Annotated in this window: 23 protein-coding genes; all 23 read left to right on the forward strand. The window is 43.8% G+C overall.

The genetic code is table 11. The annotated features are described in order from the left end of the window. The first annotated feature begins 99 nt into the window (after positions 1–99). The 23 genes from EAL2_RS01815 to EAL2_RS01925 all read left to right on the forward strand — a co-directional run bounded on the left by EAL2_RS01815 (position 100) and on the right by EAL2_RS01925 (position 18,230). Positions 100–1,050 (forward strand): DUF1385 domain-containing protein, encoded by a 951-nt coding sequence (locus tag EAL2_RS01815; protein WP_025434715.1) that lies wholly within the window; start codon positions 100–102, stop codon positions 1,048–1,050. Beyond that, positions 1,019–1,891, forward strand: a complete 873-nt coding sequence (gene prmC / locus EAL2_RS01820; protein WP_051489056.1) for a peptide chain release factor N(5)-glutamine methyltransferase — start codon at positions 1,019–1,021, stop codon at positions 1,889–1,891. The genes EAL2_RS01815 and prmC overlap by 32 nt, the downstream gene beginning before the upstream one ends. Before the next feature lie 84 nt (positions 1,892–1,975). Next, a complete protein-coding gene (gene prfA / locus EAL2_RS01825; protein ID WP_025434717.1) occupies positions 1,976–3,043 on the forward strand; it encodes a peptide chain release factor 1 in 1,068 nt (355 codons plus the stop codon). Between the two features lie 67 nt (positions 3,044–3,110). Continuing rightward, positions 3,111–4,172 (forward strand): L-threonylcarbamoyladenylate synthase, encoded by a 1,062-nt coding sequence (locus tag EAL2_RS01830; protein WP_025434718.1) that lies wholly within the window; start codon positions 3,111–3,113, stop codon positions 4,170–4,172. Then, the gene (locus tag EAL2_RS01835) at positions 4,169–4,648 is read left to right on the forward strand and encodes a low molecular weight protein arginine phosphatase (protein ID WP_025434719.1); all 480 of its coding nucleotides are present in this window, start codon (positions 4,169–4,171) and stop codon (positions 4,646–4,648) included. The genes EAL2_RS01830 and EAL2_RS01835 overlap by 4 nt, the downstream gene beginning before the upstream one ends. 76 nt (positions 4,649–4,724) lie before the next feature. After that, positions 4,725–5,165, forward strand: coding sequence for a ribose 5-phosphate isomerase B (gene rpiB, locus EAL2_RS01840; protein ID WP_025434720.1), 441 nt, complete (start codon positions 4,725–4,727; stop codon positions 5,163–5,165). Positions 5,166–5,185: 20 nt separating this feature from the next. Then, a complete protein-coding gene (gene upp / locus EAL2_RS01845; protein ID WP_025434721.1) occupies positions 5,186–5,815 on the forward strand; it encodes a uracil phosphoribosyltransferase in 630 nt (209 codons plus the stop codon). Between the two features lie 226 nt (positions 5,816–6,041). Continuing rightward, a complete protein-coding gene (locus EAL2_RS01850; protein ID WP_025434722.1) occupies positions 6,042–6,485 on the forward strand; it encodes a deoxycytidylate deaminase in 444 nt (147 codons plus the stop codon). 13 nt (positions 6,486–6,498) lie between these two features. Beyond that, entirely contained in the window at positions 6,499–7,548 is a 1,050-nt protein-coding gene (locus tag EAL2_RS01855) for a glycosyltransferase family 4 protein (protein WP_242842477.1), read from the forward strand. Positions 7,549–7,561: 13 nt separating this feature from the next. Continuing rightward, the gene (gene wecB / locus EAL2_RS01860) at positions 7,562–8,677 is read left to right on the forward strand and encodes a non-hydrolyzing UDP-N-acetylglucosamine 2-epimerase (RefSeq protein ID WP_025434724.1); all 1,116 of its coding nucleotides are present in this window, start codon (positions 7,562–7,564) and stop codon (positions 8,675–8,677) included. Between the two features lie 269 nt (positions 8,678–8,946). Further along, positions 8,947–9,225 (forward strand): AtpZ/AtpI family protein, encoded by a 279-nt coding sequence (locus tag EAL2_RS01865; RefSeq protein ID WP_025434725.1) that lies wholly within the window; start codon positions 8,947–8,949, stop codon positions 9,223–9,225. Between the two features lie 79 nt (positions 9,226–9,304). After that, a complete protein-coding gene (locus tag EAL2_RS01870; protein WP_038602182.1) occupies positions 9,305–9,658 on the forward strand; it encodes an ATP synthase subunit I in 354 nt (117 codons plus the stop codon). 224 nt (positions 9,659–9,882) lie between these two features. Continuing rightward, positions 9,883–10,569, forward strand: a complete 687-nt coding sequence (gene atpB / locus EAL2_RS01875) for a F0F1 ATP synthase subunit A (RefSeq protein ID WP_025434727.1) — start codon at positions 9,883–9,885, stop codon at positions 10,567–10,569. Positions 10,570–10,668: 99 nt separating this feature from the next. After that, on the forward strand, positions 10,669–10,935 hold the full coding sequence (atpE, locus tag EAL2_RS01880) for an ATP synthase F0 subunit C (protein ID WP_038601595.1): 267 nt from the start codon (positions 10,669–10,671) through the stop codon (positions 10,933–10,935). Positions 10,936–11,179: 244 nt separating this feature from the next. Next, positions 11,180–11,692, forward strand: coding sequence for a F0F1 ATP synthase subunit B (gene atpF, locus EAL2_RS01885; protein WP_025434729.1), 513 nt, complete (start codon positions 11,180–11,182; stop codon positions 11,690–11,692). Continuing rightward, entirely contained in the window at positions 11,680–12,222 is a 543-nt protein-coding gene (locus EAL2_RS01890) for a F0F1 ATP synthase subunit delta (RefSeq protein ID WP_025434730.1), read from the forward strand. The genes atpF and EAL2_RS01890 overlap by 13 nt, the downstream gene beginning before the upstream one ends. 22 nt (positions 12,223–12,244) lie before the next feature. Further along, positions 12,245–13,753 (forward strand): F0F1 ATP synthase subunit alpha, encoded by a 1,509-nt coding sequence (gene atpA, locus EAL2_RS01895; RefSeq protein ID WP_025434731.1) that lies wholly within the window; start codon positions 12,245–12,247, stop codon positions 13,751–13,753. Between the two features lie 65 nt (positions 13,754–13,818). After that, positions 13,819–14,679, forward strand: a complete 861-nt coding sequence (gene atpG, locus EAL2_RS01900) for an ATP synthase F1 subunit gamma (protein ID WP_025434732.1) — start codon at positions 13,819–13,821, stop codon at positions 14,677–14,679. 51 nt (positions 14,680–14,730) lie between these two features. Further along, positions 14,731–16,125 (forward strand): F0F1 ATP synthase subunit beta, encoded by a 1,395-nt coding sequence (gene atpD, locus EAL2_RS01905; RefSeq protein WP_025434733.1) that lies wholly within the window; start codon positions 14,731–14,733, stop codon positions 16,123–16,125. Positions 16,126–16,130: 5 nt separating this feature from the next. Continuing rightward, the gene (atpC, locus tag EAL2_RS01910; RefSeq protein ID WP_025434734.1) at positions 16,131–16,544 is read left to right on the forward strand and encodes an ATP synthase F1 subunit epsilon; all 414 of its coding nucleotides are present in this window, start codon (positions 16,131–16,133) and stop codon (positions 16,542–16,544) included. Between the two features lie 224 nt (positions 16,545–16,768). Further along, complete coding sequence (locus EAL2_RS01915) at positions 16,769–17,383, forward strand: hypothetical protein (protein WP_025434735.1); 615 nt, start codon at positions 16,769–16,771, stop codon at positions 17,381–17,383. 9 nt (positions 17,384–17,392) lie between these two features. Next, entirely contained in the window at positions 17,393–17,779 is a 387-nt protein-coding gene (gene acpS / locus EAL2_RS01920) for a holo-ACP synthase (protein ID WP_025434736.1), read from the forward strand. A gap of 1 nt (position 17,780) precedes the next feature. Next, the gene (locus EAL2_RS01925) at positions 17,781–18,230 is read left to right on the forward strand and encodes a CBS domain-containing protein (protein WP_038601598.1); all 450 of its coding nucleotides are present in this window, start codon (positions 17,781–17,783) and stop codon (positions 18,228–18,230) included. Positions 18,231–18,326 lie beyond the last annotated feature (96 nt).

The following is an 18,326-nucleotide window of genomic DNA, read 5'->3' on the forward strand; positions in this document are numbered from 1 at the left end:
TATCCGATTTGATATAATATATGTAGTGATTTGTAAGATATAAGACTTTTGAATAATGAGGAAAGTGCTAGTGAGTTGAAAATCATAGGAGCTGAGTTGATGAAAAAATGTAATGTAGGCGGTCAGGCTGTTATAGAGGGCGTAATGATGAAGAATGAGGACAGGCTGGCTGTAGCAGTGAGAAAAGCCGACGGCGATATAGAGCTCCAGGAAAAGGTGCTTTCAAGCTGGATAAAGAGCAAGGGCATAGACAAACTGCCATTTGTGCGAGGAGCTTTTGTGCTCATTGAATCAATGGTGGAAGGTGTGAGGGCTCTTAATTTTTCAGCCGATTTTTTTGAAGACGGGGAAGAGGAAGAAAAGGGCGCTATAGACAGATTTTTTGACAAGGCGTTCGGGGATAAGGCTTCTGAAGTTGCCATATACATCTCGGTCGCCATATCCATACTGCTGACTGTACTATTGTTCATACTGCTTCCGACGTTCATAGGAGGCTTCATAAAGGGACTTACAGACAACGTGGTTGTCCTCAACTTTGTAGAAGGTATTGCCAGGGTGGGTCTGTTTGTTGCATACGTATATCTCATATCTTTCAACTCGGACATCAAAAGGGTTTATCAGTACCATGGAGCTGAGCATAAGACGATACATTGCTATGAAAACGGGCTCGAGCTGACTCCTGAAAATGCTGCAGGCTTTACAAGGATACACACAAGATGCGGAACGAATTTCATGTTTGTAGTGCTAATAATATCAATGCTTATGTTTTCGCTTTTCGGATGGCCAAATCCATTCCTGAGGGTGCTCTACAGGCTGCTGCTTCTGCCGGTGGTTGCGGGCATATCGTACGAGATAATAAGGCTTGCGGCCAAGAGCAATACCCCTTTACTAAAGCCGCTAATGTGGCCGGGGCTTATGCTGCAAAAGATAACTACAAGTGAGCCGGATAATTCACAGCTTGAAGTGGCAATAGCAGCGCTCAAGGCTGTAGTTGAAGAAAAAAAGACACCGAGCAAAGATGCTGCAGAGGGTGAAGCCTGTGAAGGTTAAGCAGCTGCTTGAAAACGCAGTAGCCATTATAGGAGAAATGTCCGAGACCGCGCTGCTTGATGCGCAGCTGATGCTCTCGAAGGCGCTTGGAAAGGACAGGCTTTACGTTATAACTCATATTGAAGCGGAGATCGCAGAGGCTGCCGAGTCGGAGTTTATGGAAATGGTCGGTGAGCGAAGCAAGGGAAGGCCGCTGCAGTATATAGTGGGAAGCCAGGAGTTCATGGGGCTTGATTTTTACGTTAGCGAAGGTGTCCTAATACCAAGGCCGGACACGGAAATACTAGTTGAAGAGGTTATAAGTGTATCGGGCGCTATTGAAAGGCCTGTGATAGCAGATATCGGCTGCGGCTCCGGGGCCATAAGCGTATCGCTGGCAAAGTATATAAAGGAAGTTTTTGTGTACAGTCTGGACATATCGCAAGCGGCCCTTGAGATATGTCGCATTAATGCTGAAAATAACGGAGTCGGTGAAAAAATCAGGTTCCTGGAGTCTGACATTTTTTCGGCGCTTGAAGGCTCGGCAATCAGGTTTGATATAATAGTCTCAAATCCTCCGTATATAAGGAAGCTAGATATCGATGGACTTCACGTTCAGGTAAAGGACTACGAACCGATGAAAGCGTTGGACGGCGGAACGGACGGGCTTGATTTTTACAGAAGGATTACGCTGCAGAGCGTTACATTTTTAAAGCCGGGAGGATATCTTGCATACGAGGTCGGGCACGACCAGGCGAGGGATGTCAAGGGCATAATGGAGGCATCGGGAGCTTTTGGCGAACTGCGTATAATAGGCGATCTTGCAGGCATAGAAAGAGTTGTAATAGGAAGAAAACTGTGATATAATACTTTTGCTGGAAAATGGTAAAAAATAGCATGAAGAATTATCCATATCGATCATAGAGCATTAGGAAGGTGGAAATAGATGTTTGACAAGTTGGAGTTTCTAGAAGATAAATATGAAGATATTACAAATAAAATATCGGACCCTGAGGTGATAAATGACCAGGCCCTATGGCAAAAGCTTATGAAGGAGCATGCCGAGGTGGAGCCGATAGTCATGAAATACAGGGATTATAAGGCTACTACTGCAGGGATAAAGGATTCAAAGGAGATAATACAGGAGTCCTCCGACGAGGAGCTAAGGGACCTTGCCAAGATGGAGCTTGACGAGCTTGAGGAAAAGATCGAGGAGATAAAGGCCGAGCTTAAGATACTGCTCTTGCCGAAAGACCCTAACGACGACAAGAACGTAATAGTCGAGGTAAGGGCCGGCGCAGGCGGCGACGAGGCTGCTCTTTTTGCAGGCAACCTCTTTAGGATGTACTCGATGTATGCTGAGAAGAGAAACTGGAAGTCTGAGATAATGTCGACAAACTCAACCGGTGTCGGCGGCTTCAAGGAAGTAATATTCATGATAAAGGGAAAAGGCGCGTATTCAAGGCTCAAGTATGAGTCGGGAGTTCATAGGGTTCAAAGGATACCGGACACTGAGTCCAACGGAAGGATACACACATCCACTGCAACAGTGGCTGTGCTGCCAGAGGTTGACGATGTGGAGGTTGAAGTAAATCAAAACGACCTGAAGATTGACGTATTCAGGTCGTCGGGTAACGGCGGACAGTCTGTAAACACTACGGACTCTGCGGTAAGGATGACCCACCTGCCTACAGGCATAGTAGTGTCCATGCAGGATGAAAAGTCACAGCTCAAGAATAAGGAAAAGGCCCTCAAGATACTTAAGGCCAAGCTTTATGAAATGGAGCTTGAAAAGCAAAACAAGGAAATAGCCCAGTCCAGAAAGAGCCAGGTAGGCACGGGAGACAGATCTGAGAGGATAAGGACTTACAACTACCCTCAGGGAAGGATAAGCGACCACAGGATAAACCTTACAATATACAGGCTCGACTCGTTCCTTGACGGAGACATAGACGAGATACTGGATGCACTTATAACAACAGACCAGGCTGAAAAGATGCAGATGGTGGAATAATAAGTACTCGGAGAGCTCGAAAGGGCTCTCTTTAGTTTTTAGTCATTTAAATATTCGAGGTGAAATGATGAAAAAAACGCTTATAAGCAAAATGGATCCGGACAACATAGACTGTAAGCTTTTGGAAAAATATGCCCGCATTATACGCGAGGGAGGCACTGTCATATTTCCAACCGAGACCGTGTACGGGCTTGGTGCCAACGCCCTCGATGAGCAGGCGGCCGAGAAGATATACAAGGCCAAGGGAAGGCCTTCGGACAATCCCCTCATAGTACACATATGCGAAACAGGCCAGCTTGGCATGCTTACAGACAGCGTAGGCGAGAAGGCAAGGCTTGTCATGGAAAGGTTCTGGCCAGGACCTGTGACTCTTATATTTTCAAAGAAGAAAACCGTGCCGTATGCAACTACGGGCGGACTAGATACTGTGGCTGTAAGGATGCCTGCGAATAACATAGCCCTGGAACTTATAAGAGAATCCGGCGTGCCTATAGCCGCGCCATCTGCCAACATATCAGGAAGGCCTTCGCCCACAAAGGGTGAACATGTGGCGGAGCAGATGGACGGCAGGGTTGACGGGATAATACTCGGAGGGGACTGCGCTGTCGGGGTGGAATCGACGGTGATTGATCTTAGAGGAGATGTTCCTGTGATTTTAAGACCCGGCGGCTTGTCGGCAGAAGAAATTGAGGCGGTTGTTGGCCGAGTGGATATGGACCCGGCCTTAAAGAGCGGCACAGGCGATGCCGCGCCGCTTGCTCCAGGCATGAAGTATACTCACTACTCGCCGGATGCCCAGGTATACGTTGTAAAAGGCAGCGGAGCCAGCGCGGCAAGGATTATAAACAAGCTTGTGAAGGAAAACGCAAAAAAAGGCACTATCTGCGGAGTGATATGCATGAGTCAGAACGCCGGGTATTATGACGCCCCGGTCAAGCTGGAGCTTGGCTACGACAGCGCCGATGCGGCCAGGAACATATTCAGCATTCTTATAGAAATGGACAAGCGCGGCGTTCAAGTTGTGTACTCCGAGAGCCTTGAGGAGAAAGGGCTTGGAGCCGCCGTTATGAACAGACTTGTCAAGTCGGCCGGCTACAGGTTCATAGAAATACAGGGGGAGCAGGCATGAAGATACTTTTTGTATGCACTGGAAACACATGCAGAAGCCCGATGGCTGAAGGCTTTCTCAATGCTATAGCGCAAAAGGGCGATCTTGACATCTGCGCAGCCTCGGCAGGTGTACTGACTCATGACGGGCTTTTTGCATCGGAAAATGCGGTGATTGCAATGAGGGAGTACGGAATAGACATATCCCCTCACAGGAGCGCTCTGATAAGAAAAGAAGCAGTGCTGGACGCGGATATAGTGCTGACAATGAGCAGCTCGCACAGGGACATGCTGCTTTTTAGTTTTGGAAGTGAGGGCAAGAGCATATTTACGCTTAAAGAATTCTTGGGAATTGGCGATGCTGACGTTATTGATCCCTATGGAGGGGATATAAATATATACAGGGCTACGGCTGCTGAAATAAAAAATCTCGTTGAGAGACTGCTTGATTTGCTCGCTCGGAGCGGGAAGTATGGCGATGAATTCAAAAAAATTTAGTTGGATGCAAAAAAAATATTAAACTGTCACCATAATGTAGTATAATATACAAGGTTTAATCTTGGAGGTGAATTTGTTGAAAATAGCAGTTGCAAGTGATCACGGTGGTCTTTGCCTTAAGGAGGAGATAAAGGGTTATCTGCTTTCGAAGGGTTATGAGGTTGTTGATTTTGGAACTGACAGCGACAAGTCCGTGGACTATCCTGCATTCGGCAAGGCTGCTGCAGTTGCAGTATCTTCCGGCGCGGCGGACAAGGGCATAATATGCTGCGGTACAGGAATAGGCATATCCATGGCTGCAAACAAGGTAAAGGGAATAAGATGCGCCGTTGTTTCGGACACATTCTCGGCCAAAATGTCGAGAGCGCACAATGATGCAAACATGCTTTCACTGGGTGAGAGAGTCGTAGGAAAGGGTCTTGCGCTTGAAATAGTAGACGCCTGGCTGGCCACTGAATTCGAGGGCGGAAGGCATGAAAACAGAGTAAGGCAGATAATGGAGATTGAAGGCTGCTAATAAACTTGAGGAGGCTAGACATGTCTAAGGTGATAGAAGTAAAGCACCCGCTTATACAGCATAAGCTTACACTTATAAGGGACAAGAATACTGGCTCGAAGGATTTCAGGCTGTTAGTGAAGGAGGTTTCGCTGCTTCTTGGATATGAGGTGACAAGCGATCTTCCTCTGGAAGAGGTTGAAATAGAAACTCCGCTCGTTAAGGCAAAGAGCTATGTCATTGCGGGCAAGAAGCTTGGTATAATACCGATACTAAGAGCAGGGCTTGGCATGGTGGATGCAATGCTTGAGCTCATGCCAGCGGCTAAGGTAGGCCACATAGGCCTGTACAGGGATCCGGAAACGCTTAAGCCTGTGGAATACTACTGCAAGCTGCCTTCTGATGTAAGTGAAAGGAAGCTTATAGTAGTTGACCCTATGCTTGCTACGGGAGGGTCTGCCGCTGCAGCAATTACGTTTCTTAAGGAAAAAGGGGCAAACGACATAAAGCTTGTTAATATAATTGCTTCTCCTGAAGGCATAAGCGAGGTTCAAAAATTGCATCCCGATGTGGATATTTATGTTGCTTCAATAGACGAGAGACTCAACGACCATGGATACATACTTCCTGGACTTGGAGATGCTGGAGACAGACTTTTTGGAACAAAGTAGCATGCGAAAACGGCAGTTTTACTGCCGTTTTTTTATTGCAGTGAAATATTACAGCAACGCTACAAGTTCACATATTGACTTGAAAATTTTGAGAAAAGGGTATAAAATTAAAAACAAGATGCTTTTTTAACAAAAGTTTTAACGGTATTTTACGATTAGACACATATATCATCGACAGGGAACTTTTCAGCTTGGACGGAGTCCAACTAATGCGGGAGGAATATATTTGAGCAGACCTTCTTGGGATGAGTACTTCATGGAAATTGCGCATGTAGTCAAGAAGCGCTCCACATGTCTTAGGCGGCAGGTGGGCGCTGTTATAGTCAAGGAAAGACAAATACTTTCAACAGGATACAACGGGGCTCCCAGGGGCCTTTTGCATTGCATAGACATAGGCTGTCAAAGAGAAAAGCTCGGGATTCCTTCGGGAGAAAGGCACGAGCTGTGCAGAGCCACACATGCAGAGCAAAACGCCATTGTACAGGCCGCATACAGCGGAATAAGCATAAAGGATGCCACGATATACTGTACTACTATGCCCTGCATACTGTGTTCGAAGATGATAATAAACGCAGGCATAAAGCGGGTGGTGTTCGAAGGCAGCTATCCGGACGGCATGTCGCTTGACATATTAAGGGAAGCCGGAGTGGAAATCAATAAGGTTGATTAATGGAGGGGTTGGTATGGATTTGAAGAGCATTATGAATGTGTTCCTCGCGTTTGGAGTGGCATTTGCAGTGTCGTATCTTTTGACTCCGTATGTGATACGGCTGGCTCATAATGTCGGAGCCATAGACGTGCCAAAGGACGACAGGCGAGTACATAAGAAACCCGTGCCAAGGCTTGGCGGCATTGGAATATTCCTTGGATTTATAGTGGCCTCATTCTTGTTTGTAGATATGAGCCCGATGTATATGTCTATAATAGCAGGTTCTTTCATAATAGTTGGAATAGGAATAATAGATGATATAAAGCCTGTGAGCCCCAAGGTGAAGTTCTCGGCGCAAATACTTGCGGCCGCCGTTGTAATGTATTTTGGAGTAAGGATAGAGTGGATAACAAACCCATTAGACAAAGTGGACGGCATGATGTACCTTGGAATGTTCGGAATACCGCTGACGCTCCTTTGGATAGTTGGCGCAACGAACACAATAAACCTTATAGACGGCCTGGACGGCCTGGCTGCAGGAGTATCTGCAATAGCGGCGCTTACACTTACGCTTGTTGCTGTAATAAACAACCAGACAACTGAGGTGGTGCTCCTTGTTGCGCTTGCAGGTGGAGCGCTTGGATTCTTGCCATACAACTTCAATCCGGCAAAGGTCTTCATGGGGGATACGGGCTCGCTGTTCCTTGGCTTCATACTTGCTGTCATATCAATCGAAGGTGCTATGAAATCGGCCACAGCGCTTGCGGTGGCAATACCTATACTTGCGATGGGCTTCCCTATATTCGATACTACATTTGCCATAATAAGGCGTGCGGCCAATGGCAGATCGATTGTAGAGGCAGACAAGGGCCATTTGCATCACAGGCTCCTTAGCAAAGGCCTTTCACAAAAGCAGACTGTGCTAGCGCTTTACGGCATAAGCATAATGCTTGGCGTAAGCGCAGTTACTATATGCGAGGTAAGCACTATGGAAGCCGTAGGGGTGCTTTCCGTTGTTATGATGGCAATATATTACGGAATGATAAAGCTCAGGCTTTTGTCACTTGATGATGAAATAGAATAGGTGGTAGCTTAATATGAAGAAAAAGTTAATGACTGTATTTGGAACAAGGCCAGAAGCCATAAAGATGGCGCCGCTTGTAAAGCTGCTCCAAAAGAACGGTGAGTTCGAAGTTAAGGTTTGCGTCACGGCACAGCACAGGCAGATGCTCGACATGGTGCTTGAGCTGTTCGCAATAGAGCCTGACTATGACCTTGACATAATGCAGCACGGACAGACTATTACCGATATAACATCGAGAGTTATAAAGGGCATGGAGGAAGTTCTGAAAGCTGAAAAACCTGACATGTTGCTTGTGCACGGCGATACAACAACCACATTCGCATCCGCGCTGGCCGCTTTCTACCAGAAAGTGCCCGTGGGGCACGTCGAGGCAGGGCTGCGCAGCGGCAACAAGTATTCTCCTTATCCAGAGGAGATGAACAGGATGCTCACGACTTCAATATCAGAGCTTCATTTTGCTCCGACACAGGGCAACAGGGAGAACCTGCTGAAGGAAAACATTGCTGATTACAAGATAGCAGTTACTGGAAACACTGTAATAGATGCGCTAATGTCTGTGATAAAAGAGGACTACAGCTTCGGAGGAGAACTTGACGCTGTAGACTTTGAAAACAAGAAGGTAGTGCTGCTTACCTGCCATAGGAGAGAAAATTGGGGAGAGCCGATGATTAACATATTCAAGGCTGTCAGAAGGCTTGTAGACGCCCACAAAGACGTCGAAGTTGTATTCCCTATACATATGAATCCAAACATAAGGAAAATCGCTGCTGAAATACTCTCCGGCAACGAGAGGATACATATAATTGAGCCGCTTGACTACGAGCCATTTGCAAATCTCATAAGCAAGTGCCATATTGTCATGACCGATTCTGGAGGCATACAGGAGGAGGCTCCTGCACTGGGCAAGCCTGTTGTAGTCATGAGGACAGAAACAGAAAGGCCGGAGGCTGTAGAGGCTGGCACTGTAAAGATAGCAGGCGTGTTTGAGGATGATGTCTACAATGCGGCAGCGCTGCTTATAGAAGACGATGCCGAGTATCTAGAAATGGCAAGAGCGGTCAATCCTTATGGGAACGGAACTGCATGTGAAAAAATAAACAAAAAGCTGGCCGAGTTTTTCTGCCATTAGCATCTTTAATCCTGTATGACGCTTTTATTTCAAAAAGTTTCATATGGGATTTTTTATATGCAGCATTGTATACATCATAAAGATACAAAAAAATGATGAAACAACGGGCATTTTGTGGTAAAATTCTATATGTATTCTTGATATACAAAAAAATAAATTTTAGGTTTTGAAAAAGTACAAGTTTCATTGTATAATATAAAAAGAATTCACTTTGCGGCAATAAAGTGACATGGTTAAAATATATACAACTTATATACTGGAGAATATTTATGAGAGGCAATAGGAGAAAAAGATGGCTCGGGGATGCGGGCAGGAGGAAAAAGTGGTTTGGAGCCCTCGATAACCTGAAGCTTTTCACTCATCTTGGAATAATGATGAGTGTGCCCATAGTGTTTTGCGTATGGCTGGGCAATTTGATTGATAAAAAGCTGGGCACCGCTCCTTGGTTTCTGTTCATATTCATACTTATAGGTATAGCAGCTTCTTTTTTGAATTTATACAAGATAGCGCTCCAGGAAAAGAAGCGCAACGAAGGCATGAAAAGATAAAAAAGTTAACTAGTATTATTTATTATAAGAAGAATTATTAAGTAGGTGTGAAAACTTGGAAGGCTATACAGGCAAATTGATGCAAAATATAATAAAAAGAGTACTAGTAATAATTTTTTTAGCTTTATTGATAACGTTTGCCTTGGGTAAATTTTCGCAGGCGATGCTTGTAGGTCTGCTGTTTGGAAGCACAATTTCGATACTTAACTTCAGGCTTTTGGCGCTGTCAGTTACAAAGGCGCTTGAAATGAGCCCGGGGAAAGCCCAGATATATGCATCAAGCAGATACCTTATAAGAATGGTAATAACAGGAGCAGTCATAGTCGTTTCTCTTAAAGCTCCCTACATAAGTACAATTGGAACAATAGTAGGTCTTTTGTCGGCCAAGCTTGCGGTTATGCAAATGGGTTTAGGCGGTAAGGATACTGTATGATGACAGGCTCTTAATGATTTTCGATTTAAATTGTGTGATATTTTTTTATATTCGGTTTTTAGAAGTCGATTAATTGGGTATCAATAATTCGGCGAGAATGAATAATGAAACGAACAAAGATGCTTGCAATTAAAATTTTCCATACATTACAATGAAAAACTAAATATTTCAAGAACCAAATCAAAAAAACTAAAAATTCAAAAAATCACGAAAGGAGGTTGGGTATGAACGGACCAGAGATTGTATTTCACATAGGAAGCTTTCCTATTAGTGAAACAGTAAGAAACACTTGGATTGTAATGCTGGCTCTCACTCTGTTCTCGTATTTTGGAACGAGAAATCTGCAAAGAGTGCCAAGCAAGCTTCAAATTGTTGTCGAAGGAATTGTAGGAGCAATTAACAATCTTGTAAAGCAAAACATGGGCGAAAAATATGCTAATTTTGCGCCTTTTATAGGAACAGTATTTCTAATGTTTATGATTTCAAACCTGATGGGACTTTTAGGATTCAGGGCACCTACAGCAGACCTTAACACCACGGTTGCAATGGCACTTGTCACTTTTGTCTTGATACATACAAACGGTATAAGGTCAAAAGGTATAGGTGGATGGGTCAAGGGTTTCCTTGAACCGCTACCAGCACTTTTACCGCTTAACATCATAGGCGAGCTTGCGACACCAGTTTCGCTTAGCTTCCGTCTCTTCGGTAATATTGCCGGCGGATCAATCATCATGATGCTTCTTTATCAGGTGCTTCGTTGGTTGAGTGTATCAGTTTTCGGACTACCTTTTGGACTTTTCCAGATAGGTATTCCAGCGGTGCTTCACATCTACTTTGACTTGTTTGCAGGTGTACTTCAGGCATTTATATTCATAATGCTTACAATGGTATTTGTAGCAAGTGCTGAGTAAGGTATTATCTAGTTTGGTTGAGTTTTTTATAAAATCATAATATAAAAAAATTCATTCATTAATTTGAAAATTTTTCATGAAAAAAGGGAGGAAAATTAAATGGAAGCAATATCAGGTAAGGCTCTAGTTTTAGCTTGTTCAGCAGTAGGAGCAGGTGTGGCAATGATAGCAGGTGTTGGTGCTGGTATAGGACAGGGATATGCAGCTGGTAAAGGTGCAGAGGCAGTTGGAAGACAGCCAGAAGCTCAAGCTGACATAATCAGAACAATGCTTCTTGGAGCAGCGGTTGCAGAGTCAACAGGTATATACGGCCTTGTTGTTGCACTTATACTTCTATTCGCTAACCCACTTATAAACCTATTGTAATAACCATTTTAAATGGAAGTCCTCAGTACTTTATATTGCTGGAAGTCAGAAAAAGACCGTGTTAAACAGCTCAGTAGACATTAAAAAATGACGGGAGCTTGCTTAAAAGCTCCCTTATTATTTAAATAGAATATGCTGTTCTCTTTTATCTGTAGCATGGAGTATCTGATGACAGGCGTTGAATTGAGCGCCATTATTAATAAAACAATATTATAAAATGGTTTATTGCGAGAGGAGGAAGAGCATGGAGAATTTTAAACCTTTTATAGGTATGGACTTTGAACTTATAGCTCAATGGGCAAATACGCTTATAATGTTCCTCATAATTAAAAAGCTTCTTTTCAAACCTGTCACAGCTTTCATGGAGAATAGAAAGCTGGAGGTTGCCGGCGCATTTACTGAAGCTGAAGAGGCTACAGCCAAGGCCAACCAGATGAGAAAAGAATACGAGCTTAAAATAGAGGAAGCTAAGGAAGAGGCTAGAGAGATAGTTAAGGATGCCAACTTAAAAGCGCAAAACAACGCAGATGACATCATAAAGGGTGCGCATGAAGAGGCAAAAAGACTAGCTGAAAAAGCTCAGGTAGAAATAGCTAGGGACAGACAAAAAGTTCTTAACGAGCTTAAGGATGAAATATCGGGAATGGCAGTTATGGCCGCTTCTAAGATAATTCAGAAGGATATAGATAAAACTCAGCATGAGAAGCTTATAAATGACTTTATTCAAGAGGTAGGGGAAGCTAAATGGCAGAATTAGTTGCTAGAAGATATGCTGGCGCCCTTTTCGAAGTAGGACTTGAAGAGAATAAGCTTGATTCTTTTGAACAAGAGCTTGAAGTTATAGCTGCTGCATTTAGCGAAAACAAGGAATTCAGCGACATTTTCAAAGCTCCTATGGTGCCAAAAGAAGAAAAGAAAAGCCTTATTGAAAACATTTTCAAAGGCAAGGCTTCTGATGAAACAGTGAATTTTATAAAAATCCTTATAGACAAGGACAGAATAAGTGTTCTGGATGAGATAAGCACAGAGTTTGCTAAGCTTGTAAATGAGCACAACAACATTGAAGAAGCAGTAGCCGTTTCAGCAGTTCCTATCGCTGAAGACAAGCTGGAAGCACTTAAGGTGCAGCTTGCAAAAGTTACTGGCAAGAGCATAAAAATAAAGAACGAAATAAATCCAAGTGTTATGGGTGGAATTCTAGTAAGAATAGGAAACGAAGAGATAGATGGTACTGTAAAAGGACGTCTAGATAGACTAAAGGATGAATTACACCAGATAATAGCATAAATTAGGAGGTTGGTGAAATCTCATGAATCTTAGACCTGAAGAGATCAGTTCTATTATTAAAGAGCAGATCAAGAAATATGAGGGAAAAATAGAACTTAGTGACGTCGGTACAGTAACAACAGTAGGGGATGGTATAGCAGGAGTTCATGGACTTGAAAAGTGCATGTCAGGAGAGCTTATTGAATTCCCAGGACAAGTTTACGGTATGGCGCTAAACCTTGAAGAAGACATAGTAGGTGCCGTTCTTCTTGGTTCGGATGATAACATAAAAGAAGGCGACGTAGTAAAAAGAACTTCAAGAATAGTTGAGGTTCCAGTAGGAGACGCTCTTCTTGGAAGAGTAGTTAACTCGCTTGGACAGGCTATAGACGGAAAAGGACCTATAAAAACAGACAAGTTCAGACCTATTGAAAGGGTTGCCCCTGGTATCATAACAAGAAAGTCTGTTCATGAGCCGCTTCAAACTGGTATAAAGTCTATAGACTCTATGATACCAATAGGAAGAGGACAAAGAGAGCTTATAATAGGCGACAGACAAACGGGTAAGACTACAATAGCTATAGACACAATAATCAACCAGAAAGACACTGGCGTTATATGTGTATATGTTGCGATTGGACAAAAGAGATCGACTGTTGCTCAAATAGTGGACACTCTTGAGAAAAACGGCGCGCTTGACTATTCGATAGTAGTTGCAGCGACAGCATCAGAGCTAGCGCCACTTCAGTATATCGCTCCTTATGCGGGTTGCGCAATGGCTGAAGAGTTCATGGAGCAAGGCAAGCACGTACTTATAATATATGATGACCTTTCTAAGCACGCGGTTGCTTACCGTGCACTTTCACTTCTGCTTAGAAGACCACCAGGTCGTGAGGCTTATCCTGGAGACGTATTCTACCTTCACTCAAGGCTTCTCGAAAGATCAGCTAAGCTGAATGACGAGCTTGGAGCAGGTTCAATAACAGCTCTTCCGATAATAGAGACTCAGGCAGGAGACGTTTCTGCATATATACCTACAAACGTTATATCAATAACTGACGGACAGATATTCCTTGAGTCAGAGCTATTCAACGCAGGTATAAGACCAGCGGTTAACCCTGGTATATCAGTATCGAGGGTTGGAGGAAGCGCACAGATAAAGGCGATGAAGAAGGTTGCGGGTTCACTTAAGCTTATGTACGCTCAGTACAGAGAGCTTCAGGCGTTCGCGCAGTTCGGATCAGACCTTGACAAGGATACTCAGGAAAGACTTGCTCAGGGCGAGAGGATAGTTGAAGTCCTAAAGCAGGGAGAGAGCTCTCCAATATCTGTTGAAAAGCAGATAATGGCAATATATGCAGTTACTAACAACTACCTAAAAGACATAGATGTCAAGCTTGTAGGCGAATTCGAGACTGAGTTCTTCAAGTTCATGGACAGCAGCTATCCTGAGGTGGGAGGCACTATAGCTTCTACCGGAAACATGGATGCTGACACAGAAGAAAAGTTAAAGGCGGCTATAGAAGAGTTCAAAAAGTCCTTTAACGCTTAATACTTTAAATTGGGCAGTTTGACTTGTAATGTCTGACTTACGCCTGATTTGATGGAGGGTGAAATATGGCAGGCGTTGGAATGAAGGATATAAAAAGACGTATAAAAAGCGTCTCTAATACAAAGCAGATTACAAAAGCAATGGAGCTTGTATCCTCGGCCAAGCTTAGAAGGGCCAAAGAGGCGGTTGTGCAGTCAAGACCATACTTTGAAACCCTGTATGAGACAATAAAAGACATAGCAATAAACACAAAAGGCATAAAGAGTCCCTTCCTTGAAAAGAGAGAAGTGAAAAACAAGTGTTATATAGTTCTCTCTGGAGACAGAGGTCTTTGCGGAGGATACAACTCCAACTCGCTTAAGACAGCTGTTGCACATATGGAAGGCAAGAAGGAAAAAGTCATTGCTGTTGGAAGAAAATCAGCAGAATTTTTCTCTAAAAGAGGATACGATGTTGTATCAAGACATACTGGAATTTCTGAAAGACCGCAATATTCGCACGGCCAGGATATAGCTGCAAAAATTTCCGAACTTTTCACAAAAGGCGAGGTAGACGAGGTTTATCTTGTATACACATATTTCCAGTCTGCACTTGTGCAGGAACCAAGGGTAGTAAAGCTTCTTCCGCTTTCTTTTGAAGTGTCTGCTGAAGCTGAGGCAGAAAAAGGAAGAGGACTTGTTACCTACGAACCTTCAGAAGAGGAAGTGCTTAGTTATCTTGTGCCAAAATTCCTATCAGGCATAGTGTTTGGTGGAATGGTGGAATCTGGGGCTTCAGAGCAGGGCGCAAGAAGGATGGCAATGGAATCTGCAACAGGAAATGCTGAAGATATGATTGGAAAGCTTGAGCTGCTCTACAACAGAGCTAGACAGGCTACAATAACACAAGAACTTTCGGAAATAGTAGCAGGAGCCAATGCGCTTTAATGGGCAGACTCCTAAGAGCGTGGAATTTTTCAATTAAGGAGGTATTTTAGAATGCCACAAAATAATGTGGGTAAGGTAGTACAGATAATCGGACCTGTACTTGACATAAAGTTCGATCCAGAAAACCTGCCAAACCTTCTAAATGCTATTGAAATACAGCATGGAGAAGAAAAGGTTGTTGTTGAGGTTGCTCAGCACACAGGCAATGATACTGTAAGATGTATAGCTATGAGCTCTACAGACGGACTTGTAAGAGGAATGGATGCTCTAGATACAGGAAGGGCTATAGCGGTTCCTGTTGGAAAGGCTACTCAGGGAAGGATATTCAACGTTCTTGGAGAGCCTGTTGACAACAAGCCTCAGGTAGAAGCTGAAAGATGGCCTATACACAGGGCTGCTCCTTCTTTTGAAGAGCAGGAAGCATCTACAGAAATACTTGAGACTGGTATAAAAGTCGTTGACCTTATAGCGCCTTATTCAAAGGGTGGTAAGATAGGTCTCTTCGGAGGAGCCGGAGTTGGTAAGACGGTTCTTATAATGGAGCTTATAAACAACATAGCTAAGGAGCACGGTGGAATATCTGTATTCTCAGGCGTTGGCGAGAGAACAAGGGAAGGAAACGACCTTTACAACGAGATGATAGAGTCTGGCGTTATAGACAAGACAGTTCTTGTTTACGGCCAGATGAACGAGCCGCCGGGAGCGAGGATGAGGGTTGCCCTTTCTGGACTTACAATGGCTGAATACTTCAGGGATCAAGAGGGACAGGACGTTCTTCTTTTCGTAGACAACATATTCCGTTTCACTCAGGCAGGTTCAGAGGTTTCGGCGCTGCTTGGCCGTATGCCTTCTGCGGTTGGATACCAGCCAACACTTGCAACAGAGATGGGTGCGCTTCAGGAGAGAATAACTTCTACTAAGAAGGGTTCTATAACTTCTGTTCAGGCAGTATACGTTCCAGCGGACGACCTTACTGACCCGGCACCAGCTACTACGTTTGCCCACCTTGACGCTACAACAGTTCTTTCAAGGGACATAGCATCTCTTGGTATATATCCTGCGGTTGACCCGCTTGATTCTACATCAAGGATACTTGACCCTAAGATAGTTGGAAATGACCACTACGAGGTGGCTCGTGCTGTTCAGGAAGTTCTTCAAAGATACAAGGAGCTTCAGGACATCATAGCAATACTTGGTATGGACGAGCTTTCAGATGAGGACAAGCTTACAGTTGCACGTGCAAGAAAGATACAAAGATTCCTTTCACAGCCATTCCACGTTGCTGAGCAGTTCACAGGTATGGCAGGAAAATACGTACCGCTAAAAGAGACTATAAGAGGATTCAGAGAAATAATAGAAGGAAAGCATGACGACCTTCCAGAGTCTGCGTTCCTTTATGTAGGACCGATAGAAGAGGCAGTGGAAAAAGCTAAGAAGGGGGCGTAATAATTATGGCTTCAGTATTTCAACTGGAGATAGTGGCTCCCGACAGGAAATTCTTCGAAGGCGAAGCTGATATGGTCATAGTGAGGACATTGGAAGGTGACCTTGGGATATTAAAGGGACACATTGACTATGTTGCCCCGCTTGACATAGGCGTAGTGAAAATCAAAAAAGACGGTCACTATAAAGAGGCTTCTATAGCCGGAGGCTTCGTTCAAGTAGGCAAGGATAAGGTGACTATACTTACTGACGCCGCAGAGTGGCCAGGCGAGATAGACCTTGACAGAGCTCAAAAAGCTTTGCAGCATGCAGAAGAGGAAATAAAGAAGGGTCCAAAGGACGAAACTTATGTACTATATGCAGAGCTGAAGCTCAAAAGAGCGCTTAACAGAATCAGGATGGCAGAGCAAAAAGAGAAATAGGATATTAAGAGTTAAACAGCGTAAGAAAGGACAGTTATCTGTCCTTTTTTTTTATGCAAAAAATGTGGTATCATTATATTGGAAGTTTGCCATAAGCGATATGCAAAGCATACAGACATAGGACTTATTTAGGAGTGCAGACTCACGCTTTTTTTATAATCATAGTGTATAGTTGCATGTTATAGAATGGTTTAAACAAGTTTCAGGTAAAGAGGAGTGCTAGAATGATTATAGGGAAAAAGAGAAATGAGATAGAGATTGCTGAAGACATCCTCAGGAGGAACAATATACCGCTGCTGTGCGAATACACTCCGTGGAAGCGATTCTATGCTTCGGCCAAAAGTACTGACCTTGAAAAAGAATATGAAAAGCTGTTGAGCATTGTCAGGGACGAAAAAAACCTTAAAAAGCAGGTCAAAGGAGTTCAGGACAAAAAAATCAAGCTCATGGCGAAAATAGTCCTGCTCTCGAGGGAGCTAAACGAGAATTCAAATGACCTTGCAGAAATAGAGCTTGAAAAGGCAAGGCTTGAGATAGAAAACATGAACGAATACATAGACGGTTCATTCGAAACGCTTGAAAACTTTAAATTCGAAAAGGAGCAGCTGAATATTAACCTGCTCAAGCTAACCATAAAACATGCATATGAGAGCATAACAAGCGATGAAACCAGGCTTGATAAGGTAAGCGAGACCATAGAAGAAAGGCGCAGGGAGCTTGACGTGCTGAGGGGTGAAAGGGATGAGCTAAGGGGCAGGCTGGATTCGATGTATTTTTTCATGCACAGCGTGCTCGGAGGCAAGGAGATGGAAAGGCTGGACCGCAAATTTTTGAAATAGGTGAGATATATGAGCGATGTAGTGGGTATAGGAATAGATATAGTGGAGATAGAAAGAATAAAGAAGGCAATATCTAAAAACCCAAGATTCCTGGAGAGAATATTCACAAAGAGGGAAAGGGACTATTTCGAGCATAAAAAATTCAGTCCTGCCACAATAGCCGGTAATTTTGCGGCTAAGGAGGCTGTGGTTAAGGCTCTGGGGACTGGCATAAGGGATATTTCTTTTGCCGAGATCGAGATTCTGAGGGATGCGTTTGGAAAGCCTATTGTCACTGTAGGCGGCAGGCTTGAATCCATATGCCAGGCAAAAGGTATAGGAGACATTCAAATCTCGATATCCCACTCGAAATACTATGCAGTAGCAAACGCAATTGCCACAAACAGGGGGGATTAATGTGAAAGCAAAGGACATAATGACTGTCAATGTAATATCCGTAAAAAGAGATGCGCTCATAAAGGACATAGCCCACATTCTTGTGGAAAACAGGATAGGAGGTGTTCCAGTGGTTGATGATGGCGGCCGAGTCGTGGGGATAATATCTGAAACCGACCTTGTACGCAAGGAGAAGAACGTCCACATTCCTTCCTACATCACGGTGCTGCAAGGGGTAATATACCTTGAGAGTTTCAAGAAATTCGAGGAGGACATAAGAAAAATAACAGCCTACAAGGCTGAGGACATAATGTCTGTTGATGTAGAAAAAGTCCACGAGGAGGACGATGTAGAGACTGTTGCAAGCCTTATGATTGAAAGAGGTATAAACAGAGTGCCGGTAGTTGACAGCGAGGGAAAACTAAAGGGCATAATATGCCGCTATGACATAATAAAATCAATGTTTAGCTAAACAAAAGCTTTAGTTGCAGGAAAGCAAGCCGCTTGACGCTTGTATTCACCTGCTCTAAAGCTTTTTATTTAAGCCGGGGGCTTCAAAAAAAATCAC

It is taken from the genome of Peptoclostridium acidaminophilum DSM 3953 (genome assembly GCF_000597865.1).
GTDB classification, from domain to species: Bacteria; Bacillota; Clostridia; order Peptostreptococcales; family Peptostreptococcaceae; genus Peptoclostridium_A; species Peptoclostridium_A acidaminophilum.